15 protein-coding genes are annotated in these 26,071 nt (G+C 63.2%); 7 read left to right on the top strand and 8 right to left on the bottom strand.

Translation table 11 applies throughout. The features are described 5' to 3' along the window. Positions 1 to 175: 175 nt before the first annotated feature. The 4 genes from metH to AC0L2C_RS29485 all read right to left on the bottom strand — a co-directional run bounded on the left by metH (position 176) and on the right by AC0L2C_RS29485 (position 5,756). Positions 176 to 3,985, bottom strand: coding sequence for a methionine synthase (gene metH / locus AC0L2C_RS29500; protein ID WP_473525078.1), 3,810 nt, complete (start codon positions 3,983 to 3,985; stop codon positions 176 to 178). A 114-nt stretch (positions 3,986 to 4,099) separates the two neighbouring features. After that, positions 4,100 to 4,300 (bottom strand): hypothetical protein, encoded by a 201-nt coding sequence (locus AC0L2C_RS29495; RefSeq protein WP_023803189.1) that lies wholly within the window; start codon positions 4,298 to 4,300, stop codon positions 4,100 to 4,102. A 23-nt stretch (positions 4,301 to 4,323) separates the two neighbouring features. Continuing rightward, positions 4,324 to 4,818 carry a glycerophosphoryl diester phosphodiesterase membrane domain-containing protein gene (locus AC0L2C_RS29490; protein ID WP_128170268.1) on the bottom strand — a complete coding sequence of 165 codons (495 nt, stop codon included), beginning with the start codon at positions 4,816 to 4,818 and terminating at the stop codon, positions 4,324 to 4,326. A gap of 155 nt (positions 4,819 to 4,973) precedes the next feature. Continuing rightward, positions 4,974 to 5,756, bottom strand: a complete 783-nt coding sequence (locus AC0L2C_RS29485; protein ID WP_023803190.1) for a hypothetical protein — start codon at positions 5,754 to 5,756, stop codon at positions 4,974 to 4,976. Positions 5,757 to 5,906: 150 nt separating this feature from the next. Here AC0L2C_RS29485 and AC0L2C_RS29480 point away from each other — a divergent pair, with 150 nt between their 5' ends. From AC0L2C_RS29480 to AC0L2C_RS29455, 6 genes are read left to right on the top strand one after another with little or no spacing between them, the layout of a single operon-like run. Continuing rightward, positions 5,907 to 6,533 (top strand): DUF4129 domain-containing protein, encoded by a 627-nt coding sequence (locus tag AC0L2C_RS29480; RefSeq protein WP_287174317.1) that lies wholly within the window; start codon positions 5,907 to 5,909, stop codon positions 6,531 to 6,533. After that, entirely contained in the window at positions 6,530 to 7,735 is a 1,206-nt protein-coding gene (locus tag AC0L2C_RS29475) for a DUF4350 domain-containing protein (protein ID WP_287239464.1), read from the top strand. The genes AC0L2C_RS29480 and AC0L2C_RS29475 overlap by 4 nt, the downstream gene beginning before the upstream one ends. Continuing rightward, the gene (locus AC0L2C_RS29470) at positions 7,722 to 8,678 is read left to right on the top strand and encodes an AAA family ATPase (protein ID WP_473525077.1); all 957 of its coding nucleotides are present in this window, start codon (positions 7,722 to 7,724) and stop codon (positions 8,676 to 8,678) included. The genes AC0L2C_RS29475 and AC0L2C_RS29470 overlap by 14 nt, the downstream gene beginning before the upstream one ends. Beyond that, the gene (locus AC0L2C_RS29465; RefSeq protein WP_023803194.1) at positions 8,675 to 9,985 is read left to right on the top strand and encodes a DUF58 domain-containing protein; all 1,311 of its coding nucleotides are present in this window, start codon (positions 8,675 to 8,677) and stop codon (positions 9,983 to 9,985) included. The genes AC0L2C_RS29470 and AC0L2C_RS29465 overlap by 4 nt, the downstream gene beginning before the upstream one ends. Beyond that, on the top strand, positions 9,982 to 11,013 hold the full coding sequence (locus tag AC0L2C_RS29460; protein ID WP_473525076.1) for a stage II sporulation protein M: 1,032 nt from the start codon (positions 9,982 to 9,984) through the stop codon (positions 11,011 to 11,013). Before AC0L2C_RS29465 ends, AC0L2C_RS29460 begins: the two co-directional genes overlap by 4 nt. Continuing rightward, positions 11,000 to 11,896: an RDD family protein gene (locus AC0L2C_RS29455; RefSeq protein WP_473525075.1), complete on the top strand. Its 897-nt coding sequence runs from the start codon at positions 11,000 to 11,002 to the stop codon at positions 11,894 to 11,896. Before AC0L2C_RS29460 ends, AC0L2C_RS29455 begins: the two co-directional genes overlap by 14 nt. Positions 11,897 to 12,185: 289 nt before the next feature. Here the strand turns inward: AC0L2C_RS29455 and AC0L2C_RS29450 are convergent, their stop codons facing one another. Next, the gene (locus AC0L2C_RS29450; protein WP_473525074.1) at positions 12,186 to 12,872 is read right to left on the bottom strand and encodes a D-lyxose/D-mannose family sugar isomerase; all 687 of its coding nucleotides are present in this window, start codon (positions 12,870 to 12,872) and stop codon (positions 12,186 to 12,188) included. 150 nt (positions 12,873 to 13,022) lie between these two features. On the opposite strand from AC0L2C_RS29450, the gene AC0L2C_RS29445 reads away from it, so the two are divergent. Next, entirely contained in the window at positions 13,023 to 14,081 is a 1,059-nt protein-coding gene (locus AC0L2C_RS29445; RefSeq protein WP_128170260.1) for a D-TA family PLP-dependent enzyme, read from the top strand. 88 nt (positions 14,082 to 14,169) lie between these two features. Here the strand turns inward: AC0L2C_RS29445 and AC0L2C_RS29440 are convergent, their stop codons facing one another. The 3 genes from AC0L2C_RS29440 to AC0L2C_RS29430 form a co-directional block, all read right to left on the bottom strand. Beyond that, positions 14,170 to 14,934, bottom strand: a complete 765-nt coding sequence (locus tag AC0L2C_RS29440; protein ID WP_023803199.1) for a heme ABC transporter permease — start codon at positions 14,932 to 14,934, stop codon at positions 14,170 to 14,172. Between the two features lie 212 nt (positions 14,935 to 15,146). Next, entirely contained in the window at positions 15,147 to 16,919 is a 1,773-nt protein-coding gene (locus AC0L2C_RS29435) for a glucan ABC transporter ATP-binding protein/ permease (protein WP_128170259.1), read from the bottom strand. A gap of 360 nt (positions 16,920 to 17,279) precedes the next feature. Then, positions 17,280 to 25,838 carry a glycoside hydrolase family 94 protein gene (locus AC0L2C_RS29430; protein ID WP_128247821.1) on the bottom strand — a complete coding sequence of 2,853 codons (8,559 nt, stop codon included), beginning with the start codon at positions 25,836 to 25,838 and terminating at the stop codon, positions 17,280 to 17,282. Positions 25,839 to 26,071 lie beyond the last annotated feature (233 nt).

The raw sequence follows: 26,071 nt of genomic DNA, 5'->3' as shown, positions 1-26,071 counted from the left end.
TGCAGCTAAAGTGTCGCGCGTCAATCCGTGGCGGTACGGTGCACCACCGGGGCTGATCGATTGGTCAGCGAATTCGGCAAGCCTCTCCTTTCATCGCATGATGAGTGGGCCAGGCCGTTGCTCTCGAAGCGATTCACCTGGTCATCGACCGCGATGTCAGGTCAAAGCTGCTGCCTTACTGCGCGGCTTCGGCGAAGGGGGTCGGCACATAGTTGAGTATAGGGCCGAGCCAGCGCTCGACCTCGGCTAGCGGCATGGCCTTGCGGCGCGCATAGTCCTCGACCTGGTCGCGCTCGACCTTGGCCACGCCGAAGTAATAGCTTTCGGGGTGCGACAGGTAGATACCCGACACGGAGGAGCCCGGCCACATCGCAAAGCTCTCGGTCAGGCTGACGCCGGCGTTGCGCTCGCCGTCGAGCAGTCGAAAAAGCGTCGCTTTCTCGGTGTGGTCGGGCTGCGCCGGATAACCGGGCGCCGGGCGAATACCGCGATAGGGTTCGCCGATCAGCTCGTCCGGCGCCAGATCCTCATCCGGCGCATAGGCCCAGAACTCCTTGCGCACCTTCTCGTGCAGGCGTTCGGCGAAGGCTTCGGCGAAACGGTCGGCCAGCGCCTTGACCATGATCGACGAGTAGTCGTCATTGGCACGTTCGAAGCGCTCGGCGATCGCCGCTTCCTCGATGCCGGCGGTGACGATGAAGCCGCCGAGATAGTCGGCCTTGCCGCTGTCCAACGGCGCGACGAAATCCGACAGCGCGACGTTCGCCTTGCCGTCGCGCTTGGTCAGCTGCTGGCGCAGCGTGAAGAAGGTCGCCAGCTCCTGCGACCTAGCATCGTCGGTGAACAGCCTGATGTCGTCGCCGACGGTATTTGCCGGCCAGAAGCCGATGACGCCCTTTGGCGCGAACCATTTTTCCGCAATGATCTTGGCCAGCATCGCCTGGGCGTCGTCGAAGAGCTGGCGTGCCGCCGGCCCTTGCGCCTCGTCGTATAGGATTTTGGGATAGCGACCCTTTAGCTCCCAGGTCTGGAAGAACGGCGTCCAGTCGATATAGCGCGCGAGCTCGGCCAGATCCCAGGCTTCGAAGGTTTTCAGGCCGAGGAAGGACGGTTTTGGCGGCGCGTAGGCCGACCAGTCGATCCTGTGGGCGTTGGCCCGCGCCTTGGCCAGCGGCAGGCGCTGCTTGTCGGCTTCGCTGCGCGCATGCGCATCGGCGACCTTCTTGTATTCGGCGCGAACGTTGTCGACATAACCGCCCCTGGTCTCGTTCGACAGAAGTGCCGACACCACGCCGACCGCGCGGCTGGCATCGGCGACATAGACGGTCTGGCCACTGATATAGCGCGGATGGATCTTTACTGCGGTATGCACGCGGCTGGTCGTAGCACCGCCGATCAACAGCGGAATGTCAAAACCCTCGCGCTCCATCTCGGCGGCCGTGTGCGCCATCTCGTCGAGCGAGGGCGTGATCAGGCCGGACAGGCCGATGATGTCGACCTTTTGCTCGCGCGCCGTCTGCAGGATCTTTGCCGCCGGCACCATGACGCCGAGGTCGATGATCTCGTAATTGTTGCAGGCCAGAACCACGCCGACGATGTTCTTGCCGATGTCGTGGACATCGCCCTTCACCGTCGCCATCAGTATCTTGCCGGCGGTCTGGCGTTCACCGGTGTCGACGCCTTTGGCGGCATTCGCCAGCTTCTCCGCCTCCATGTGCGGCAGCAGGCCGGCGACGGCCTGTTTCATGACGCGAGCGGATTTCACCACTTGCGGCAGGAACATCTTTCCCGCGCCGAACAGATCGCCGACGACATTCATGCCGTCCATCAGAGGACCTTCGATGACATGCAGCGGACGCTCGGCGGCGCGCCGCGCCTCGTCCGTGTCCTGGTCGATGAATTCGGTGATGCCGTTGACCAGTGCGTGCGAAATGCGCTGCTCGACCGGCCAGTCGCGCCAGGCGAGATCGCGTTCCTGCGCTTCCTTGCCCGCCGTGCCCCTAAAACGTTCGGCGAGTTCCAGCAGGCGTTCGGTCGCGCTGCCGCCGCCCTTCGGCTGACGATTGTTGACGACGTCCTCGCAGACTTCGCGCAGTTCGGGATCGATGGTGTCATAGACGGCAAGCTGTCCGGCGTTGACGATGCCCATGTCCATGCCGGCCTGGATGGCATGGTAGAGGAACACGGCATGCATGGCCTCGCGCACCGGCTCGTTGCCGCGAAACGAGAAGGAGAGGTTCGACACGCCGCCCGATATGTGGACATGCGGAAGCGTCGCGGTGATCTGCCTAGCGGCTTCGATGAAGTCGACGCCGTAATTGTTATGCTCGTCGATGCCGGTGGCGATGGCGAAGATGTTCGGATCGAAAACGATGTCCTCGGGCGGGAATCCGGCCTGCTCGGTCAAAAGTCTGTAGGCGCGGGTGCAGATTTCGACCTTGCGCGCCTGGGTGTCGGCCTGGCCGTCCTCATCGAAGGCCATGACGACCACCGCCGCGCCATACGCGCGGACGAGCTTCGCATGATGCAGAAAAGCCTCCTCGCCCTCCTTCATCGAGATGGAATTGACCAGCGGCTTGCCCTGCACGCATTTCAGGCCGGCTTCGATGATCTCCCATTTGGAACTGTCGATCATTACGGGAACGCGGGCGATGTCCGGCTCGGCGGCGATCAGGTTGAGATAACAGACCATTGCCTGCTTCGAATCGATCAGGCCTTCGTCCATGTTGATGTCGATGATCTGCGCGCCGTTGGCGACCTGGTCGCGGGCGATTTCGAGCGCCGCGGCATAGTCGCCCGCGGTGATCAGCTTCCTGAATTTCGCCGAGCCGGTGACATTGGTGCGCTCGCCGACATTGACGAACGGAATCTCGTCGGTCAGCGTGAACGGCTCGAGCCCCGAAAGGCGCATCTGCGGCTCGATGTCGGGAACAGCGCGCGGCGGATATTTCTTCACGGCCTGTGCGATGGCGCGGATGTGGTCGGGCGTCGAGCCGCAGCAGCCACCGACGATATTGACCAGGCCGTCGCACGCGAAATCCTCGATCTGCGCAGCCATGAACTCCGGGCTTTCGTCATATTGGCCGAATTCGTTGGGCAGGCCGGCATTCGGATAGGCGCAAACAAAGGTGTCGGCGACGCCGGATATTTCGTCCAGATGCGCGCGCATGGCTTTGGCGCCCAGCGCGCAATTGAGGCCTATCGTGAACGGGTTGGCGTGGCGGACCGAATGCCAGAAAGCCGTCGGCGTCTGGCCCGACAGCGTGCGGCCGGACAGGTCGGTGATCGTGCCGGAAATCATCACCGGCAGATGCACGCCCTTCTCGATGAAGATCTCGTTGCAGGCGAAGATTGCCGCCTTGGCATTCAGCGTATCAAAAATGGTCTCGATCAGAATGATGTCGGCACCGCCGTCAATGAGACCGCGCAGCTGCTCGCCATAGGCAAGGCGCAAGTCGTCGAATGTCACGGCGCGGTAGCCGGGATTGTTGACGTCGGGCGACATCGAGGCGGTGCGGTTGGTCGGTCCCAGCGCACCGGCGACGAAACGACGCTTGCCGTCCTCCTGCTCGGCCCTTGCCGCTGCCCTGCGCACCAGCCGTGCACCGTCGCGGTTCAGAGCGTAGACCGCGTCCTCCATGCCATAATCCGCCTGGGCGATGGAGGTCGAGGAGAAGGTGTTGGTTTCAAGAATGTCCGCCCCGGCGATGGCGTATTGATAGTGAATCTCCTCGATCGCCTTGGGCTGCGTCAGGATCAGCAGGTCGTTGTTGCCCTGCTGGTGGCAGGCGCACTCGGCGAATTTGTCGCCACGGAAATGGTTCTCGTCGAAGCCCAGGCCCTGGATCTGCGTGCCCATGGCGCCATCGAGGATGAGGATGCGTTCGCGCGCCGCCGCCGTCAGCGCAGCAAGCACTTCCGAACCGTCGGGCTTGGCCGCGACGGGGCCGAACAGGTCGTCCAACGACGATGGGTTTTGCGACATATTTCGTCCTCAGGGCGACGGTCGCGCTTAAGCGACATAAAGACATCTTTATGTGAGTATACGGGATTTGTCTGCTGCTGTCACCCCTGCCGCCGGGAATGCTACCCGCCGGCACTACAACGCCGGCTGCGCAGTCTTCGCCGATGCCGCCCTGAGCAGCATCCCGAACAGGTCGCTCGGCTCGTCGGGGTCATTTCCGACAGCAGCACCGGGTAATCGTTGTGGACATCCGGGAGAGAGGGCGCGGCCATCGTCGATCAGGCAATCGCCGACGTGAGCGCCGGCAAGGTCTCCGACGCGGATCGGTTCGTTCATGATGTGGTAGGCGACCTCTCGCGTCAGGAGAAGATCTCCGCCAGTTCGTCGACGCTGGTGCCTTCCCTAACCTGCCGCAGCTCGACATAGCTGACTGCGGTGGCGATCGACATCACCATAGACGTTACACTCGTCACCAATGCATCCACCACCGCACCCACTATCCCCCCTCCAAACAGCGCGGTTGCAGTGCCGAGCGCCAACTCGATGGCAATGGCGATAATGATCAGGATAATGAACAGGCCGAACAGCGCCCAGCGGCTTCCCTTGGTCAGATCGTGGCTGCGGGCCATCGAGCCGAATACGCCGAGCCGCTCTTGCACCAGTGCCGGCACCGCGACCGACCAACGGAGCGCCAACATGATGCCAGGCACAATCAGCAGGATAAAACCGAGGCCCACGCCTAAACCAACCAACAGGGCAATGGCGAACGTCGGCAGGAGGAAGGAGACTGCTCTCGCGATGCAGTCACCGAACGAAGGCTGCTTGCCGTTCAGGTCCTCGATGGTGGCGCGCACCAGTGACGCCTGAACGGCGTTACGGCCGATGACGGCAAGCTGTCGTTGAAAACCCTGCCGATGCGAAACTTGTCCGGTCGTTCCAGTGTCGTTGAAGACATGATGTAACCCGTCCAGTCCAGGCGGATCCTGATGCGATGAACGCGGCCTTGCCGCTATGAGAAGATTTCCGCCAGTTCGTCGACGCTGGTGCCTTCCTGGACCTGACGCAGTTCGACATAGCTGACCGCCGTGGCTACCGACAGCACCATAGAAACCACGGTCGACAGCATGGTTGCCGCCACATCGGCGACAATTCCGTCTAGCAGGAGAACGATAGCCGCCATCACCGACTGAATGACCATCGTGATGATCATAAGGATAAGGAAAAGACCAAATAGCGCCCAGCGGCTGCCCTTGGTCAGGACGCGGCTGCGCGACATGCTGCCGAGCACACCTAGGCGCTCCTGTATCAGAACTGGAATAGCCACCGACCAACCAAGCCACAATATGATTCCGGGGACCAGCAGAGCTAATGAAGCAAGGCCCGCCCCCAGCACTACGAGCAGGCCGATCCCCAGGGTTGGGAGCAAATAGCGGATGGCTATCTGGATGCAGTCGCCAAAGGACGGCCGTTTGCCGTTCAAATCCTCGATCGTCGCCCGCACGAGTGCCGACTGGAGCAGCAGCGACAGGATAAAGGATACTAATCCGGCGGCAATGCCGACGGAAGAATTCCAAAACATCATACTAGGATCGGCCACCGCGGTCGGGTCGCCCAGTGCAGTCCCGCTCAAGGTCGATTCGGTCCAGAGTCGGAGAACTGTCGCCGGCAGACCTGAGAACAGCAGCGCGAGTCCAAGGTACAGACCGATATTGCGGCTGATGACAGCAAAGCTGTCGTTGAAAACCCTGCCGATGCGAAACTTGTCCGGCCGTTCCAATGTCGTTGAAACCATGATGCGTCCCCCGCTTAATCACCGCATATCGGCTGGTGATCCCCGCATCAAATGTGCCAACATTGGAGATCGACGTCTAGCCCACTTGCAATTGCCGTTGTGCATTGCCAGTGTCGACTGGGGACCACAGGTTGCAGGGGACAGTTGGCAGTGGCACAGCCAGGCACAGCGGAAGCCGAATGGCTGGCAAGAGCGCATGAGCAGTTGATCTCGGATAAGTCGATCCAGTTCGACCTGCCGGCCTATGTACCGCCTCAGCCGCCTGACTGGCTGAAGCCGCTGCTGGACCTGTTGTCGTCGCTCGGTCCCTATATGATCTATCTGTTCTGGGGCGCGGTGCTATCAGGTGTCGCGATTATCCTGCTCCTGGTCTTCCTCGAGATGAAAGGTATCGCCTGGCGCCTGCCTTGGCAGCGCGCACGGCGCGAAACCGACGCGGAGGAAGCATGGCGTCCCGACGCCGGCGCCGCGCAGATCCTGCTGTCGGAAGCCGACGCGCTGGCCGCGCGAGGCGACTATGACGAAGCGGTTCATCTCCTGCTTCGCCGCAGTGTCGCCGATATTGCCGGCCGGCTGCCGGATTTTTTGCGCCCGTCGCTCACGGCGCGCGACATCGCCGCTGCTGCTTCGGTTCCCGCCAAGGCCCGCGCGGCGTTTGCCGAGATCGCACGCATCGTTGAAGCCGCATTGTTCGCGCGCCGGCCGGTCGGCGCCGAAGGCTGGCGGCAAGCACGCGGCGCCTATGAGCGGTTCGTCTTCCGGGATGCCTGGATATGAGCGCTGCGACGGTCGAACCAGCGGCACAGGAACCGTTCAATCGAAGAACGCTGTTTTGGGGCATTTTCGCCAGCCTGCTTGCGGCAGCGGGTTTCTTCCTGCTGTCCACCTATGCGCCCGACTTCCGGCAACCCGGCAATGGCAGCGCCACGCCGCTGTCGAAAAGCGGCGTCGGCTATGCCGGCCTGGCGGAATGGTTGCGGCTCACCGGCGAGACGCCAGCCATGGCGCGGACCGATCAGGATCTCGGCACCGACATGCTGCTGATCGTCACCATTTCGCCAGAGAGCGATCCCGCCGCGCTCGACCACATCCTCGAACTTCGGCAGGACCTGAATACCCTCTTCGTGCTGCCGAAATGGCAAACCCTGCCGCTGGAAGAGCACGAAGGTTGGAAGATGAAATTCGGGCGATTGCCCGATCCCGTGGTGAACCAATGGCTCGGCCGGATCGCCAATGCAAAGATCGGCGTCGGCCAAAGCACGGTGCAGCAACTCGACATCGAGGGCCAGCTTGTTGCCGCCCCCGATGAATTGCAGTGGGTGGCGGACGAGCATCCAATCATAGTAGCCGGCAACAACAAGGCTGTGCTCACCGAAGTGGACGGCAAGCCCTTTTATGTCCTGACTGACCCCGACCTGATCAACAACGCCGCGATTGGGAATCCCGACAAGGCGGCAGCCGCGCTCGACCTGATTGCATTGCTGCAACCCGAGAAGGGCCAGGTCATGTTCGATCTCACGCTGCATGGCGCGGGGCGAAAATACGACCTTGCCAAGCTCCTGGTCGAACCGCCGTTTCTGGCGCTGACGCTGACGATCCTGGCCGCGGCGGCGCTGGCTTTCCTGCGCGGCCTCGGCCGTTTCGGCCCGCCGCGCGCCGAGCAGCGCGCCATTGCCTTCGGCAAGCGTGCGCTGGTGGATACGACGGCCATGCTGTTGCGGCGCGCCGGGCGGCTCGAGGAACTGGGAGGCCGTTACGCGGCCTTGATGCGGGTGCGCGCCGGCGCACTGCTGGGAGCGCCGCAGGGGCTGCAAGGCGAAGCGCTCGACCGCTGGCTCGATTCTCGCGATAAGGACGAAGTCAGCGGATTCACCGCGCGGGCGCAAGCCGCCGGCGAGGCGAAAAACCTGACACAAATGCACGAGGCAGCCGAGCGGCTGCACGATTGGACGGCAAGGAGGCTCGGTGAACGTCGGTGATGTGAAGGCCCTGGCGACACGGATCAGGGAAGAAGTGGCCAAGGCGATCACCGGACAGCACGACACGGTCGACCTGATGCTGACCGCCCTGTTCGCCGGCGGGCATATCCTGCTGGAAGGCCCTCCGGGCACGGCCAAGACAATGACCGCTCGCTGCTTCGCGCAGGCTCTGGGTGTCGCCTACGGGCGCATCCAGTTCACGCCGGACCTGATGCCTGGCGATATCGTCGGATCGAACATCTACAATTTCCAGACTGGACAGTTCACGCTGACGCGCGGTCCGATCTTCTGCGATCTTTTGCTTGCCGACGAGATCAACCGCACGCCGCCCAAGACACAGGCAGCACTTCTGGAGGCGATGCAGGAGCATGCGGTCACTTTCGACGGCACCACGCATTCGCTGGGCCGCAACTTCATGGTGGTCGCGACCCAGAACCCGATCGAGCATCAGGGTGTCTATCCCCTGCCCGAAGCACAGCTCGACCGCTTCCTGTTCAAGCATCGGGTCAGCTATCCCGGTCCCGAGGAGGAACGGGCCATCATCATCCATCACGGCGGCGGCTCCGCCTCGCACGACATCGCGCAATACGGCATCAAGGCCCAGACGGATCGCAAGACGCTGGAGAAGGCACTCGAAACCGTCGGCTCCGTCACCCTCGTCGACGACGTCGTCGGCTACATCGCGGCGCTGGTGCGCGCCACACGCGACACCGCCGATTTGGAGGTTGGCGCCAGTCCACGCGCGGGCGCCATGCTGGCCAGGGCGGCGCGGGCGCGGGCAGCGCTCGACGGGCGCGCCTATGTGGTCCCAGACGACGTCAAGGCGCTGGCGGTGCCGGCGCTGCGCCATCGCGTCGTCCTGTCGCCGGCCGCGCAGATCGATGGCCGGCTGGTCGAGCAGATCGTCTCCGACCTGGTCGACCAGACGGAAGCGCCGCGTTGATCTATCCCAGCGGCCGAGCGGTGTGGGCGGCAGCGGCGGGCGCGGTGCCGGCCTTCCTGGTCGCGCTGGCGCTGCCGTCGCTGTGGTATCTCGGATTGCTGTGGATCTGCCTGCTGCTGGCCTTCCTGGCGGTGGACACCGCGGCGGGACGCGGGCGGAAATCGCTGGCCGCCAGCCTCCACGCGCCGCCGCAGGTCGGCGTCGGCGGCCAGTTCACCGTCCACGTCGCCGCCCGTTTTTCAGGCCGGATGCCAACCCTGGAGGCGCGCGTCGGTCATGATGCGCGCCTGGCGCCGATCGGCGGTACCGGCGGTCCCCTGGCTGCCACCGGAGATGGCGGATCTCTCGACCTGCGGTTCCAGGCGCTGCGGCGCGGCATCGCCAGCTTCGATCGTCTGTGGCTGCGCTGGCGCGGGCCGTTCGGATTGGTCTGGAACCAGGTCGTCCTGCCGATGGAAAGCAAGGTGGCAGTGTTGCCCGACGTCCGCAGCGCCCGCGACCAGGCGATCACGCTGCTGCAGCGCAACGCCCTGCCCGACGGGCATGCGCAGCGCCGGGCCGGCCACGGCCGGGAATTCGAGGCGCTCAAGGATTATCAGCCCGGCATGGGCCGGCGGATGATCGACTGGAAGCGCAGCGCCCGCCACGGCAGGCTTCTGGCGCGCGAGTTCCGTATCGAGGAGAACAACAACATCGTGCTGGCCATCGACAGCGGACGCCTGATGTGCGAGCCGGTCGACGGCCTCCCGAAGGTGGACCGGGCGGTGGCTGCCGCCTTGCTGTCGGCGTTCATTGCGCTCAAGGGCGGCGACATGGTCAGCCTGTTCAGCTTCGATGCGCGGCCGCGCGTCGCCAGCGGCGCGGTGCGCGGCTCGGCCAGCTTTGCAATGATCCAGAAGCGGGCGGTTGAGATCGACTATTCCAACGAGGAGACCAATTTCACCCTGGCGCTGACCACGCTTGCGGCACGGCTCGACCGGCGCTCTCTGGTAATCATCTTCACCGACTTCGTCGATCCGATCAGCGCGGAATTGATGCTGCGTACCGTCGGCCGGCTCACCGAGCGGCATCTGGTGTTGTTCATGATGATCAGAGATGTCGAATTGGAGAGCTTGGCCGACATGCCGCCTTCATCAGGCGAGGATGTCGCCCGCGCCGTCGTCGCCGGCGGGCTTTTGCGCGAAAGGCAGGTCGTCATCGGCCGGTTGCGGCTGCTCGGCGCGCATGTGATCGAAGCCGACCATCACAGGCTGGGGCCGGCGCTGGTCGAGCGCTACCTGCAGTTCAAGCGCGAGGATTTGTTGTGACTGCGCCAGTTCCCGGCGATGCTGGACGCGATGATGCCGTACGCCAGTCGCTGGCCAGCTTCCGTCGGGAGCGCGAGGCCGACTGGAAGGCGTTCGAGGCGCTACTCGCCCGCGTCGAGAAACGCGCGCCGCGAACACTGTCGGAAGAAGAGCTGCTGTCGCTGCCGCTGCTCTACCGGTCGGCATTATCTTCGCTTTCGGTGGCGAGAGCGACATCCCTCGACAGCGCACTGATCGCCTATCTCGAATCCCTGTCGCTGCGGGGTTATTTTTATCTCTACGGGGCACGCCGCGGGCTGCGCCAGCGCATCGCCGATTTTTTCCTGCACGACTGGCCGGGTGCCATCCGCGATTTGTGGCGCGAGACGCTGGTGTCGGTGGCGCTGATGATTGTCGGCATCGGCGCCGGCGCCTGGCTGGTAGCGTCCGACAAGGGCTGGTTCGACGCGATCATCCCGTCAGGCCTGGCTGCCGGCCGCGGTCCCGACGCTTCGGCCGAGATACTGCGCAGCATGCTTTATGATGGCGACAATGGCTTTCTCTCAGGCTTTGCCGCTTATCTTTTCACCCATAACGTCCAGGTCGCAATCCTCGCCTTCGCGCTTGGATTTGCTTTCGCCGTGCCGACGGTGCTGCTGATGCTGTTCAACGGCTGCATGCTGGGTGCGCTGTTCCAGGTCTATTGGGCAAAGGGGCTTGGCATGGAGCTTGGCGGCTGGCTGGCCATTCACGGCACCACCGAATTGTTCGCCATCGCACTGGCCGGCGCTGCCGGCATGCGGATCGGCACGCGCATCGCCTTTCCCGGCGAGTTGACCCGCATGACGGCAGCCGCCCATGCCGGACGCATAGCGGCGACCGCGATGGTTGGCGTTTCGGTCATGCTGCTGTTTGCCGGACTGCTCGAGGGCATCGGCAGGCAGACGATCACCAGCGACGTCACCCGCTATGCCATTGGCACCGGCATGCTCGCACTGTGGATCGGCTACTTCTACCTGTTCCAGGTGGTGCGCAATGGCGACCGCTAGGCGCGCTGCGCTGGCGACGATGCGCTCGCTGATCACGCCTGAAGGTGTCGATCTCCAGATAAAGCTGGCCGACGCCGGCACCCGCGCTGCCGCTTTCCTGCTCGATGTCGTGTTTATCGCCACGGCTGCAATCGCGGTCACGATAGTTGCGCTGTTCGGAGTAACAGGTTTCGGCACCGATCAATTGCAGCCGCTTTTCATCGTCTGGATCATCGTGATCTTTTTTCTGCGAAACGTCTACTTCATCGCCTTCGAGGCGGGCCGGCGTGCGTCCACGCCCGGCAAGCGGATCATCGGCATCAGGGTGGCATCACGCAACGGAGCCGGCCTGTCGGTCGATCAGGTCATCGCCCGCAATCTGATGCGCGAGATCGAAGTCTTTCTGCCGCTGTCGATTATCGCCGGACGGAGTGGAATGGGCGTCGCCGATACGCTGACGACAGTCTTCGGACTGATATGGGCGCTGCTGTTCGCCTTGTTCCCGCTCTTCAATCGCGACCGGTTGCGGATTGGCGACCTCCTGGCGGGAACCTGGGTCGTCGAGGCGCCTAAGCGCACGCTGATGGAGGATCTGTCGGCACGAAAAGATCCGGTCGCCAGGACTTTTCAGTTCAGCCACGCCCAGCTCGATGCCTATGGCATCGCCGAACTGCACAAGCTGGAGGAGGTGCTGCGCCGCGACGACTATTTCGCGCTGCGGGCGGTGGCTGAGACGATCGGACGCAAGATCGGCTCAACGCCGCAGGCGCATGACGCCCGTCCGTTCCTGACCGTGTATTACGCGGATCTCAGGGCGCATCTCGAACGCAAGCTTCTTCTCGGCACCCGCAAGGCCGACAAGCACGCGCGCGGTAGCAACGCTGGACCAACGAGGCTGCCATGAACACATCTCTATCCGAGCTTGAACTTCAAGGGATGGAAGCCCGAGCTGCCGCGGCCCAAGCTGGCCCGTGGAAATCATGGGTCGAGGGCCGGGACTTTCTAGGCGGCTCAAATTTCATCCAGACCGGCCAAGGGGCGGATCGCGGCGAAGACATCGAAATGACCGCCGCGACGGTCGCGGACCAGGATTTCATGGCAGCCGCGCGCCAGGATGTTCCTCGCCTGATCGCCGAAGTGCGCAGACTGCGCGCGCTCCTCAATCGAGCAAATTAGAGCAGCAAGGCTGCCTCCTAGCCCACCCACTTCTCATAGTCGGACACGAGCAGGTGCAGCGGCGCTACATCCTCGTTGATGTCCGCGAAGCGGCCGATCGGTTCGCGGAAGACATTATCGGTGAGATCGTCGTTGACGGTCGACACCTCGCCGATCAGCACATCCTTGCCCTCGGCCCAGAACGCATGCCAGATGCCTGGCAAAAGCGTGACGCTCTCGCCCGGATCGAGCTTCAGCAGCCCGCCCGCCGGCAGCCTGTGGATGGTTCCGTCGACAGGCACCGACACCTCGGCCTTCGGATCGATGCCGCCATCGCGATCGTGCATGAACAGTTCCAGCACCAGCTTGCCGCCACCACGGTTGATGATGTCCTCGGCCTTGATATTGTGGCGATGCATTGGCGACAGCTGATCCTTGCGCGAGATCATGATCTTTTCGGCATAGAGCATGCCCATGCCCTTCTTCATGTCCTCGTAGCGACCGTTGCGAACGGTGAACAGGAAGAGGCCGAGCTCGTCGAACTTGCCCTGGCCGTAGTCGGTGATGTCCCAGCCGAGCCGGGAGGAGAAGATGGCCGACGAATCCTGCCGGCGAGCCTTCATCTCTTCCGGCGACCAATAGGCGAAGGGCGGCATGATGTAGCCGAACGAACGGATGAAGGCATCGGCGTCGCGGATGATGTCGTTGATAGCGGAGCGTTTCATGGTCGTGGTTCCTTCCAGTCGGCCTAGGCGATCTCCAAACCGAATAGCCGAACCCCGGTACGGTGTCGACGTAAACTGCATGAGCTGGCCTCATGACATCCGGTCCAATCAAGGTCATAACGGCAACCAGTTTCCTGATGGTGGCATTCCATGCTGAGCATAGACGAACTCGATACGCCGGCGATCCTGATCGACGTCGACCGCGCCGAAGCCAACATCGCGCGGGCGCAGGCCCACGCCGACCGCCAAGGGCTGAAGCTCAGGCCGCACATCAAGACCCACAAACTGCCTTACTGGGCAAAGAAGCAGATCGCAGCGGGTGCGGTCGGTATCACCTGCCAAAAGATCGGTGAAGCCGAGGTGATGGCCGATGCTGGGCTCACCGACATTTTTCTGCCTTACAACATTCTGGGCAGGGCCAAGCTGGAGCGCCTCAAGGCGCTGCACGACCGCGTGACGCTGTCGGTGACGTCAGACAGCATGGAGACGTTTGCGGGTCTCGCCGCCACCTTCACCGATCCAGGCCGGCCGCTACAGGTGCTGGTGGAGTGCGATACCGGCATGGGCCGCTGCGGCGTCCAGTCGGCCAGCGAGGCTGTCGCGCTGGCCAGGGAGATCGACAAGGCCAGGGGGCTCGCCTTCGGCGGGCTGATGACCTATCCGGCGGCAGGCCGCGCCGCCGAGGCCGAGACTTGGCTCGCCGATGCGCGCCAGGCGCTCGCCGCATCCGGCCTCGCCTGCGAACGCATCTCCAGCGGCGGCACGCCGGATTTGTGGCGCGCAAGCGAGGCTTCCGTCGTCACCGAGTACCGCCCTGGCACCTACATCTATCTCGACCGCTACCAGGTCGCCAAGGGCGTCGGCAGCCTCGACGATTGCGCGCTGACGGTGCTGTCGACGGTGGTCAGCCATCCGACGCCGACACGGGCCATCCTCGATGCCGGCAGCAAGGCCTTGTCCAGCGATACGCTGGGGCTGCCCGATTTCGGCGAATTGCTGGGTACTCCCGGCGCCACCGTCACCAGCCTCAGTGAGGAGCACGGCAACGTCACGCTTTCCGGCGACGCCAGGCTGCGTATCGGCGAGCGCGTGCGCATCGTGCCCGACCATTGCTGCGTCGTCACCAATCTGTTCGACGAAGTTCACTTGATCGCCGGAGAACAGGTGCTGGAGACGCTGCCGGTGGCGGCGCGCGGCCGCATGGGATGAGAAGCGGTCCGCGGAGCGGACGGAAAGCCAATTGCTTGGCTTTCGAGCTTTGACCCCCTGAGCCTGCGAGGGGCAAAGCTGAAGTGAGTCAGGCTGATTGCCGTTCGGCCTGCCGTGCCGCGACGCGGCGCATGGCAATGACCCGGCGACGCAGGATTTCCGTGCGCATCGCCATCAGATGCAGCGCGAAGAACAGCACGGTAAAGCCCAAAGCCATCACCAGCAACGGCCGCAACAGGCTGGGATCGATGGTCGGCCCCCCGAGCCGGATCACCGAAGCCGGCTGATGCAGCGTGTTCCACCAGTCGACGGAGAATTTGATGATCGGGATGTTGATGAATCCAACCAGGGTGATGACTGCAGCGGCCCAGGCGGCGCGCGCGGCATCATCGAGGGCCCGCGTCAGCGCAATGATGCCGAGATACATCAGGAACAGCACGAACACCGAGGTCAGCCGCGCATCCCACACCCACCAGGTGCCCCACATCGGCTTGCCCCAGATCGAACCGGTGATCAGCGCGAGCGCTGTAAAGACGGCGCCGATGGGTGCCGCCGATTTGAGCGCGACGTCGGCCAGCGGATGGCGCCACACCAGCGTGCCCAACGCGGAAACCGCCATCAGCGTGAAACACATCATGGCCAGCCAGGCGAAGGGCACATGGATGTACATGATACGTACGGTGATGCCTTGCTGGAAATCCTCCGGCGCCGTGAAGCTCATGTAGAGCCCGGCGGCCAGGAGGAGTGTGGCGATGGTTGCCAGCCACGGCACCACCTTGTCGGCCAACCCGACAAACCGCGTCGGGTTGGCGAAATCCATCCAGCCGCTGAGGCGCGAAGTCATGTCACTCATGCAGCTTTACATAAACCGGTGACAGGCTTGGGGCAACTACAGCACCGTGTCGCAGGCGGGGTCTTGCCTTCTCCCCCCCGTGGGAGAAGGTGGCCGAGCGAAGCTCGGTCCGATCAGGGGTGCTGGCCTGAGGGAGGCCGGCGCCAAGCTGGAGCACCCCTCATCCGTCGCCTTCGGCGACACGTTCTCCCACAAGGGGAGAAGGGAAGAACTCAGGCGGCCGCGTCCGTGATGGTTCGGCTGAGGCGGCGGACTTCCTCGTCGTTTAGCAGGCCGCCGGCGCGCAGCAGGCTGGCGAAGCGGCCATTGCGCATCGACAATTCTGCAAAGCCACCCATTTCGACCACCTTGCCCTTGTCCATGAAGACGACCAGATCGGCATCGCGAACAGTGGTCAGGCGGTGCGCGATGATGAAGGTGGTGCGGCCGCGCCGCAATTCGTCGATCGCTTCCTTGACGCGGTCTTCCGTCTCGACGTCAAGCGCGCTGGTCGCTTCGTCGAGCACCAGGATGGGTGAATCCTTCAGCACGGCGCGCGCGATTGCGATACGCTGGCGCTCGCCGCCCGAAAGCTGTCCACCGCGTTCGCCGACGACCGTATCGTAGCCGTTGCTCTTCGACAGGATGAAATCCTGCGCGGCAGCGGCGTTCGCGGCGGCGTGGACCTCATCATAGGTCGCCTCGGCGCGCCCGACGCGGATATTGTCCTCGATCGAGCGGTTGAGCAGGCCCGCATCCTGGAACACGGTGGCGATCGAGTGGCGCAGCGACTTGCGGGTCACCGTGCGGGTATCGATGCCATCGATCAGGATCCGGCCGCTGGACGGCGAAAAGACCCGCTGCAGGAGATTGATCAGCGTGGTCTTGCCTGCGCCGGTCGGGCCGACGATGGCCACGGTCTGCCCGGCATGGACCTCGAACGACACGTCGTTCACGCCCTGCCCCGAATTGGCGAATTCGAAGTTGACGTTTTCGAAACGCACATGACCAGTGACGTTGACCAGGTCACGCAACCCGTCCGGCTCGGCGGCCTCGGCCGCGGAGTCCTCAAGGCGATAAAATTCCTCGAGCTTGGCCCTGGCTTCCGAAATCTGGTTGGCGAAGGCCGACATCTGGTCGAGCCGGGCGATCAGCAGCGTGGCAAAGCCGGTAAACGCGATGACGTCACCGATCCGCAATTGGCCATGCATGACCAGATAGGAGCCGATCAACAGCACGACCATCATCGAAATGGTCGACGACAGACGGTGCAGGGCGTTGGCCAACGCCCACCAGTCGAGCACCGGATACTGGGCATCAAGCAGGTTCTTGACATAGCGCTTCAAGGCGTCGGTCTCGTGGCCGATGCGATTGTAGCTCTGCAGCACGGCGACATTGCTGACCGAGTCGCTCACATGCGCGAACACCTGGTGAAAATGCCGCTCCACGGACGCCTGGCCTTCCCTGGTGCGACGCATCACCAGCCGGCCAATTCCGACGTAAAGCGCGCCCAGCGCCAGCAGGACCATCGACATGCGAATGTCCATGCTGAGCGCCGTCGGCACCAGCAGAACCAGCGCGACAACCGTGGACAAATGCTGCCTCATGAACTCGAGCCAGAGGCTGAACAAGGTCTCGACCGCGCGCAGCAGCGTATGCAGGGAATTGGAGGTGCCGCGCTGATGATGCCAGGCAAGCGGCATGGTGATTACGCGCTCGAATGATTGGCAAAGAACCTCGCTGCGCCGCGCATGGGCAAAACGGTCCGCGCCGCGCGCCACCAGAACGAAGGCGATGACGTTGAAGACGCCGATACCGGCCCATAGTCCGAGCGTCGAAAAGACCGAGCCGCTATCGGAAATGGCATCGATCACCCGTCCGAACATGATCGGCTCAAGGATGGCGATAATCGCAAGCGCGACATTCGCCCCACAGATAAACGCGACGCGTTTTCTGTCGGCAGCGAGATAACCGAGCGCTCTCCAGTAGATTTGCAGAAGGGACACTTCAGCTACTCCGGCAAATTGTTATTGTGCACTGCATCATTTTCTGACTCGTACTCGTTGACGTGTCGCGAAACAATGCCCTCGTACCCCTTCAGTTCCCAATTCGCGAACAAAAGATGGCGACGCTGCGAAATCTGTCGTGATCACCTAACGGTTTGAGAAAAAAGGTAAAATGTCAGCCTTGCGGCAAAATCGTGGCAGGCCGGAAGCACTGCCGAAATTTTAATCAGCAACTTGGCATGTACGAATCCCAAAAGCCTGCATCGGCTTTTGGGACATCTCATGCGCAATAGAATTGCTCGAGCAACTTTAAATAACGCACATCCTCAAGATGTACAAAGACGCTCCAAATCCTTGAAGCTACGCCGGTATCCTGACGACCAGATCGGCCTTGTCGCCGGCTTTCGGTTCGAAAGACGAAGCCTTCGTCTTTTTACCATTTACCTCGAGCGAGACGGCTTTGGCCTTCTTGTCGCGGACAACCTGAACCCTGAGCTCGGCCCCCAGCACCTTGAGCGTTGCCGCATAGCCATCCCAATGGCTGGGCAGTTTCGGCCTGAACTGGATGCGCTCGCCCCTGCGCTCGATGCCGAGGATGCCTTCGACCGCCGCGCGATAAAGCCACCCGGCCGAGCCGGTATACCAGGTCCAGCCGCCGCGGCCGCCCTTGCCTTGCCCGGCGTAGACGTCCGCCGCGACGACGTAAGGCTCGACGCGGTAGTGCTCGGCAGCGGCCTCGTCGAGCGCATGGTTGACCGGGTTGAGCATCGAGAAGCAGCGGTAGGCGTCGTCGACGCGCCCCATTTCGGCGAGCGCAATGACGAACCATGTCGCTGCGTGGGTGTACTGGCCGCCGTTTTCACGGACACCCGGCGGGTAGCTCTTGATGTAGCCTGGGTTCTGTTCCGTCCTGGAAAAGGGAGGGGTGAAAAGCTTTACGATGTTGAGCTCGTCGTCGACGAGCATTTTCATCGCCTGCTGCATCGCCGTCGTCGATCGCGCCGGATCGCCCTCGCCCGACAGCACGCTCCACGACTGGGCAATCGAGTCGATCTTGCATTCCTGCGAGCTGCGCGACCCCAGCGGCGTGCCGTCGTCGAAGCTGCCGCGACGGTACCATTCACCGTCCCAGGCCGTGCTTTCCAGCGCCCGCTTCAGCACGCCGGCGTGTTTTGTCCAGGCTTGCGCATGCTTGGCGTCGCCTTCCGCCTTGGCGACAGCTGCAAAGTCGCCCAGCGTTTTCAGCAGGAACCAACCCAGCCAGACGCTCTCGCCCTTACCGTGCTCGCCGACACGGTTCATGCCGTCGTTCCAGTCACCGCCGAGGATCAGCGGCAGTCCGGCGGGGCTGCTGCGCTTGATGGCAAGGTCAAGTGCGCGCGCACAATGATCATAGAGTGAAGCGGTCTTCTTCGATATCTCCGGCGTGAAAAAGGCGTCGTGCTCACCTTCTTCCAGCGACGGCCCTTCGATGAAGGGCAATTGTTCCCTGAGGATCGCGGTATCGCCGGTCACCAGCAAGTAGTGTGCCGTGGCGTGGGCGAGCCAGACCACGTCGTCGGAAATCATGGTGCGGACGCCTGCCTCGGTTCGCGGCAGCCACCAATGCTGCACGTCGCCTTCGGGGAATTGCCGCCGCGCCGCGTTGAGGATCTGGTCGCGCGCCAGTTTCGGATCATGGAGAAGCAGGGCCAGCGTGTCCTGCAACTGGTCGCGGAAGCCAAAGGCGCCGCTCGCCTGGTAAAACGCCGAGCGGGCGCGGATGCGGCAGGCAAGGCTCTGATAGGGCAGCCAGTGGTTGACCATCGCGTTGAGCGCCCTGTCCGGCGTCTCGACCTGGATGGTGTCGAGAAACCCTCGCCAGGTGCGTTCATTGTCAGTCAGCCGCTGATCGAAATCCTTGCTGCCATGATGCTGTACCAGCGCGCTGGCTTCCTCGGCAGAGGCTGCATCGCCGAGCAGCCAGAGCAGCGTCACGTCGCCGCCGGCAGGGATGTCGACGTCGCGTGCAATTGCCGCACAAGGATCGTCGCCCGCCTCGACGCGGCCCGACAGGCTTGCGCCGCTGAGCACGGCTTGCGGGAGTTCGCTGGTACCGTTTCGGCCGATGAACTCGCCGCGGTCGGCCGTCACCGAGTGTGCCGCGCCGTCGGCGGCCAGGAAGGCGACCCGCTCGCTGAAATCGAGCCCGTAGGGATTTTGCGCCAGCAACGCGCCCGTCGCGGCATCCCTCGAGGGAACGATGGTCGCCGCCGTGCGCGAACGATGGCTGCCAAGAACCCATTCCGCATAGGCATAGACGCGCAGGCGCGCCGGCCCCGAACCGGAATTCTGGATGCGCAACCGGGAGATTTTCACCGGATCGACGGAATCCACCACATGGGTAAGGTCCATCGACAGCGGCCCGCGCTTCGAACGGAAGGTCGAAAACCCCTGCCCGTGCCATGTTTCGTAGGTCATGGCGGGATCGCGGACCACGGCGGCCAGCGGCGAGAACGCCCGGCCGCTGGCATGATCGTAGATATAGATGCCCTCGCCTGGCCGGTTGGTGACCGGGTCGTTCGCCCACGGCGTCAGTTGATAGTCGCGGCTGTTTCGGCTCCAGCTGAAGGCAGCGCCCTCAGCCGAAACGTGGAAACCGAACGAGGCGTTGGAGACGACGTTGATCCAGGGCTGCGGCGTCGTGCGGCGGCCAGCAAGGCGCACGACATAGTGGCGTCCGTCGCCCTCGAAACCGCCAAAACCGTTCCACTGGTTAAGCCCGCTGCCGTCGGCACTGCCGTCGAACGAGGCTTGGGCCCACGTCTGTGGCGCCGGCGGAGACGGTTCACGAAGCGCTGCTGCACCCGCCGGCTGCAAGGCGTCCCGCGCTTGCAGCGCAGCGGCCTCGGCGCGCTCGATCTGATCGAAGATGGTGCCGTTGCGCGTGTGCAGAACGACGCGAGCAGTGGCCAGCAGCGTCTTGTAGGTCGCCTCGTCCATGAGGTCGCGGCGCACCGCGAAGATGTGCTGGCGGGGTCCTAGCTCCTTGCCGCGCAGGCGGCTGTTTTCGCACAGCGTCTCGACCGCCCGTTGCAGGTCCTGCACGTAGGACGAAGCCTGCTCGTTGATGACGACAAAGTCGATCATCATGCCTCGGGCGCGCATGTATTCCTGGAAGCGGAGCGCCTGAGCAACGATTTCGAGATCGGCGACATCGCCGATCCTGACCAGGAAAATCGGAAAGTCGCCGGATATGCTGGTCGGCCATAGGCCCGATTGCCTACCGAGCCCGGAAGCGATCGATTCGGCCGGAAGCCGCAGGAACGGATCCGGATAGATCAGGTAGCGCGCCAGATTCTGCACATTGGCGGCATCGGCAAGGCTGAGACCGAGATGCCGGGTCTGCACCTGTGAGCGGGTCCAGGCGAGCATCGCCTGGCGCGCGAAGGCTTCCGGATGATCAAGCCGCGCAATGGCTTCTTCGAGTTCGGCACGGTTGGCGCCGACGGCAGTCCAGAAGGTCAGCGCTATCTTCTTGTTGGCCGGCACGCGCACCTGTCGGCGAAGTGCCGCGACCGGATCCAGCGTGAAGCCGGAATGGCCGCCAAGCTTGGCGCCGGGATCGAAGGCGGCGGCCTCGGTAATGGTGCGGCCGCGGCCTATGAAGGCGCGCCGGTCGGTTTCGGCCTCGGCGTCGCGCGTCGACCCAGACGGGTCGGTGACGAAATGCACCATGGCGACATCAGGCTCGTCCGTTTCCCGCTTACGTCTGGTGGCGAAGATCGCTGCGTTATTCGCAGCGATTTCGGTTTCCACGAACATTTTCGAGAACGCCGGATGCGCGTTGTCGGATGCTTCGGAGCCCAGCACCAGTTCAGCGAACGAGGTCACTTCGATATGCCGGTCGACCGGGCCGTCATTGTAGAGCGTCACCCGCCGGCCTTCGCCATTTCCTTCCGAAATGACGATGCATTCGACCTCCGAACGCAGTGATCCCACTGACTTGACGAAGCTCGCCTTGTCGTCGGAGAACAGCGTCCGCACCTCTTCGTGGGTGGCACGCTTCGGCTCGGCGGTGGCCGACCACCAGTCGCCGGTGCCGGAGTCGCGCAGGAAGATGTAGGAGCCAAGCCGATCCTCGGTCGGGTCCGGCTGCCAGCGCGTGACGGCAAGCTCGCCCCAGCGACTATAGCCGGAGCCGGTCGCGGTAACCATGACCGAGTAGCGGCCATTGGACATGACGCTGGTCGAACGCAGCGCCTTGAGCGGGTTGAGCACGATGCGCGTATCGGGGCTTTCGGCTTCCGTTTCGTCCTTCGACCGTTCGTCGGCCTCGGTCCTGACGGTGGCGGTCGGGATGTCGCGCGGCGCTCTTTCCTGCAGCAGCAACTCGGCCGACTCGATCACCGGATCGCTGTGGAAGCGGTCGCGCAGGCGTCCTTCGAAGATGGCGTCGGCGACGGCGGCGATCGACATGCCGGAATGGTGGGCCATGTAGTTCAGCACGACGACATGGTCGGTGCCCTCCGGCACGCGTTGCGGCGTGAAATCGACCGCATCGTAGAAGCCGTGCCGGCCAAGGGCGCCGAGCCGCCGCAGCCTGGCCAGGTTCTGCACCGATTCACGCGGGGTGAACTGCGCCGCCAGCACGGTCGCATAAGGGGCAATCACCGTGTTCTGGCCGAGACCTCGCTTCAGGCCCAGCCCGGGCACGCCGAAATTGGTGTACTGGTAGGTCAGTTCGCGATCGCGGGCGTTGTAGGCCGCTTCCGAAATCCCCCAAGGCACGTCCTTCGAGCGGCCGTACTGGATCTGGCGCTTGATGATGAGCTTGCTGGTCTGGTTAAGGATGCTGCCTTGCGGCTCCTTCATCACCAGCGGCGGCATCAAATACTCGAACATCGAGCCGGACCAGGACATCAGCGCGCCCTTGAACCCGATCTCGACGATCGGCCGGCCGAGGTGGAACCAGTGCTCCGTCGGCAGATCGCCCTTAGCTATGGCGAACAGGCTGGTCAGCCGCGCCTCGGAAGCCAGCAGGTCGTAGCAGCTTTCGTCGAGCTGATGCTCCTCGACCCGGTAGCCGATCGACAGAAGCTTGCGTTCCTTGCGCATGAGGAAGGAGAAATCCATCTCGAAGGCAAAGCGGCGCGTACGCTCGCGCAACGACAGAAGCTTGGCCCGCAGCGCCTCGACGGCAGTGTCGTCGCTATGCGCGTCATGGACATGCGCTTCGCAGGTGGCTTCCAGTCTCGCCGCCCAGTCGGCGATGGTGTCGCTCTGCGTCGATGCGGCCTCAGTATGGATGGCGATGGCGAGCTTGCGGATCTCGCCGGCCAGAACGGCCAGATTGATGGTGCGGATCGAAGCCATCTCGGGCTGTGCCTTGATCGATTCGACCGCGCGTCGCATGCCATCGAGGCGATCGGCAAGTCGCTGGCGCAACGGCCGCAACTGACGGCGGTCGTCAGGCAACTCCGCCAGGCTTTCGTCGAGGATCGTCACCGTATCGAGGATACCCTCGAAGTCGCCCTGAAGGTGGACTGCAGGCGCTTCCGCCCATTCGGCACAGGCTGCCGCCACCGCCACCAGATGGCCGGCGAGATTGCCGCTATCGACAGCGGAAATGTACAGCGGATAGAGCGGCTTCAGCGTCGTCGTGTCATACCAGTTGAAGAGATGGCCGCGCTCACGCGGCATGCTCTCGATAGTCGACATCGTCGCGTCGATGCGGGTGGTGGCGTCGGACAGGCTGATCCAGCCGAAATCGCGCGCCGAAACAACTGACAGGAGATAGACGCCGATATTGGTCGGTGAGGTGCGGGGGGCCACGACAGGCGCCGGGCTTTCCTGGAAATTGTCGGGCGGCAGATTGTGATGCTCGGCCGTCACGAAGGTCTCGAAATAATGCCATGTGCGCCGCGCAATCGTGCGCAGCACATGGATGTCCGCCGCCGATATGCGCAAACGGTCCTCGGTTTCGGCCGAGCGGCTGATAAAGAAGGCGAAGGCCGGCGAGCCGATCCAGAACAGCGCGAAGAAGAAGGCGACGAAAGCTCCGGTGGAATCGGCCACAACAGGGATGGCGAGGCCGACGACGCCGACGATCACAGCGCCGTACATCATGCCGTAATAGGAGCCGAGATCGTTGTCGCCGATCTTGTGAGCCTGCGAGGCAGTGCGCCATTCGAGCATGTTCTTCCGGCTGACGAACAGGCGGTAGAGCGTGCGAATGATGGCATCGCCCATCATCCAGGCCAGATGCGCCATCAGCACGATCTTCAGAGCCACCAGGGCGGTGCCGAAGACGACGTCGCGCGCCAGCGCCGAGAAATGACCGCGCGGCGTCTGGTCGCCGCTTTTCGGCAGGATGGCGTGGACGATGTCGAATGTGGGCGCCATGAAAAGTGTGAGGATCAGCAGCGCCTGCCATTGCGCCGCCTGGGTGAAGGGCAGCAGCGTCCAGCCGGCGATCGCGGCCATCACCCAGAAGATCGGCGTCAGCGACCGGCGCAGATTGTCGACCATCTTCCAGCGCGACAGCGCCGGCACGCCGGAACGCGGATTGAGAATGAAGCCCAGAAGCTGCCAGTCGCCGCGCGCCCAGCGATGGTGGCGCGACGCGTCGACCGAATAGCGGGTCGGATAGTCCTCGACCAGTTCGACGTCGGTGACCAGTGCCGCGCGCGCCAACGCGCCTTCGAGCAGATCGTGGCTGAGCACGGTGTTTTCTTCGATGCGGCCCTTCAGCGCCGCCTCAAAGGCGTCGACGTGATAGAGCCCCTTGCCGGTGAAGGAGCCGTCGCCGAAGACGTCCTGGTAGATGTCCGAGACGGCAAATACGTAGGGATCGAGGCCGCGATTGGCAGAAAAGACCCGCTGAAAGAAGGATGCGTCGTCGCCGCTGGTCAGCGGAGCGGTGATGCGCGGCTGCAGGATGGTGTAGCCGGCGGTGACGACGCGCTTTGCCGCATCGTAATGCGGGCGGTTGAGCGGATGGCAAAGCTTTCCAGCCAAACTGGCGACGGCATCGCGGGTGGTGCGCGTATCGGCATCCAGCGTCATCACATGGATGACCTTTTCCGGCAACGGCACGTCCAGCGGCAGAAAGGTGGTGTCGCTGTCGCCACGCAGCAGAAGATTCAGTTCGTGGAGCTTGCCGCGCTTGCGTTCCCAGCCCATCCAGGCGCCCTGGGATTCATTGTAGAGCCGCCGGCGGTGCAGGACATAGAAACGCGGCGCGCCTTCGCTGGGATAGCGGGCGTTCAGCCGCGCGATCTCGTCGCGAGCATATTGGAGGATCTCGATATCCGCCGCATCGATTTCGGTTTTGCTGTCCGGCCAGTCCGAAAGCAGAGCGAAATGGATTTCGTCCGCCGTGTTGGCCAGGTGGTGCACTTCGATGTTGCGGATGTTCTCCTCGACGTCGTCGCGCGAGCCGATCAGCGACGGCACCACCACCAGCGTGCGCGCCTCGGGCGGCATGCCGCGTTTATAGTCGTAGCCGACGAGGCGCGTCGGCTTCAGGAACAACGATACGACGGTGTTGAAGAAGGCAAGCGCGCCTTCGCTGGCCGGCACGGCAAACAGCGCCAGCATCAGGACGATCGACGGTATGGACAGGCCGAGACTGGCAAGGGCGTTGCCGGAGAGGACAAGAAGCAGGACCGTCAGCGCGAACACCGGCACGACAATGCCCAGCCATCCGGTCTTGTGGAACGCCCGTTTGATCGTGACGCTGACCGTCGGCCGATAGCCGATCGCCTTTTCCAGTTCCAGCCGGCGCGGACCGACCAGAAAGAACCCGACGTCGGTGTGAGCGGTCGGACCGGTGACGGTGGTATCGGCGACAGCGGCATGGCCGGCGAGTTCGATCGCCTTTTCAGCAACGCGGAATTCGGAACGATCGGAGCGGCGCGCCATTTCCTCGATCGCGGTCCGGTACTGGTCGCGCGAGAAGAAATCGAGCGCGGCAAAATCGGTGCGCTCGCGCAGCAAGGTGTCGATGCGGCTGACGTCTTCGAACCAAACCGTCCAGTCGATATCGTTGATGAGCCTGAGGCCGCGGATGATGTTGCCGGTGGTTACGTTGCCGCTGGACAACGTGCGATGCTCGCTGATGATGATTTCCTCGGCATCGGAGCCGGACCTTTCAAGCTCGCCCTCCAGCCATTCCAGCGCCCTGCCGGCATTTTGCGACCCGTCGCGCAGGCGGTAGAGCAATTGGGTGGCAAAGGTGGTGTCTTGTGCATGGGCGACGTAGTTCGACAGGATCGCCTGACGGTCGGCGGTTTCATCGAGTGCCAGCACGCGGTCTGCGACCTCGTTGGCAATCTGGCGCATCTGCCGGGTACGACTGACCCGAACCGCGATCCGGCGAAGATTTTCGATCAAAACGAAGCGCAGCAGCGATGGCAGCGCCCAGAGTTCGCCGATCTTCAGCGGCTCGACGGCCTGAAAGCCTTCGACGATCGCCTTGAACATGGTCGCCGAGACCGAACTGTCCGAATGGGCGACATAGGTCCAGGCCAGCGCAAGGGCGCGCGGCACGCTGGCGCCGTCGGACAGTTTCAGGGTCGGCAACTGACGATAGAAGCGGCGTGGCAGGTCGCGCTTGACCTGGAAGATGGTTTCTTCGACCAGATAATTGTTGTCGAGCAGCCATTGCGCCGCCGGCGTGATCGTCTCGCCTCTCGCCTGCGCGGCATTGGTCGAACGGTAGACTTCGAGAATCTTGCTGGCGCTGTCGCGGACGCGTGGCTGGAAATCGAACGGCTCCAGGCCGAACAGATCCTTGACGTCACCCTTGGCGAGGCTTGCACCCAGCGTGCGCAGGCGCTCTTCCGGCAGGAAATTGGAGCGTATCGGCTCTTCCGTGATGGCCGGAAAGCTCGCGCTTGTCTTTTCCATTTGGGTGGGGTCTGTCTGGATATTCATTGAAAATTCCGCATGGGGGACGCGTTACCGGCGTCACCGCCACGGCAATGTCCCTAGAACCGATTGAAATGGAATTAGTTGCATCGAAACAAGGGCCGAAAGTTTATTTTCGCACCAAGACCTGCAGACGAACCACCTCCCTCCCGCCGGGAGTTGATCGACGGAAGGATTCAGGCTTTTTCGTGATCTGGGCTTGAGCTTACGGCATATTTCGCCGGTGTTGTGATCATGTT

This window comes from Mesorhizobium sp. WSM4845, from assembly GCF_055811455.1.
The sequence above is the reverse complement of the archived record's forward strand: the minus strand, read 5'-3'. Positions and strand labels throughout refer to the sequence as shown.

Coding starts and splice junctions, on each gene's coding strand:
- AC0L2C_RS29485 (WP_023803190.1), bottom strand. CDS start 5,756: ATGGTTTCAACGACATTGGAACGGCCGGACAAGTTTCGCATCGGCAGG.
- AC0L2C_RS29475 (WP_287239464.1), top strand. CDS start 6,530: ATGAGCGCTGCGACGGTCGAACCAGCGGCACAGGAACCGTTCAATCGA.
- AC0L2C_RS29445 (WP_128170260.1), top strand. CDS start 13,023: ATGCTGAGCATAGACGAACTCGATACGCCGGCGATCCTGATCGACGTC.
- AC0L2C_RS29495 (WP_023803189.1), bottom strand. CDS start 4,300: ATGAACGAACCGATCCGCGTCGGAGACCTTGCCGGCGCTCACGTCGGC.
- AC0L2C_RS29455 (WP_473525075.1), top strand. CDS start 11,000: ATGGCGACCGCTAGGCGCGCTGCGCTGGCGACGATGCGCTCGCTGATC.
- AC0L2C_RS29430 (WP_128247821.1), bottom strand. CDS start 25,838: ATGAATATCCAGACAGACCCCACCCAAATGGAAAAGACAAGCGCGAGC.
- metH (WP_473525078.1), bottom strand. CDS start 3,985: ATGTCGCAAAACCCATCGTCGTTGGACGACCTGTTCGGCCCCGTCGCG.
- AC0L2C_RS29450 (WP_473525074.1), bottom strand. CDS start 12,872: ATGAAACGCTCCGCTATCAACGACATCATCCGCGACGCCGATGCCTTC.
- AC0L2C_RS29440 (WP_023803199.1), bottom strand. CDS start 14,934: ATGAGTGACATGACTTCGCGCCTCAGCGGCTGGATGGATTTCGCCAAC.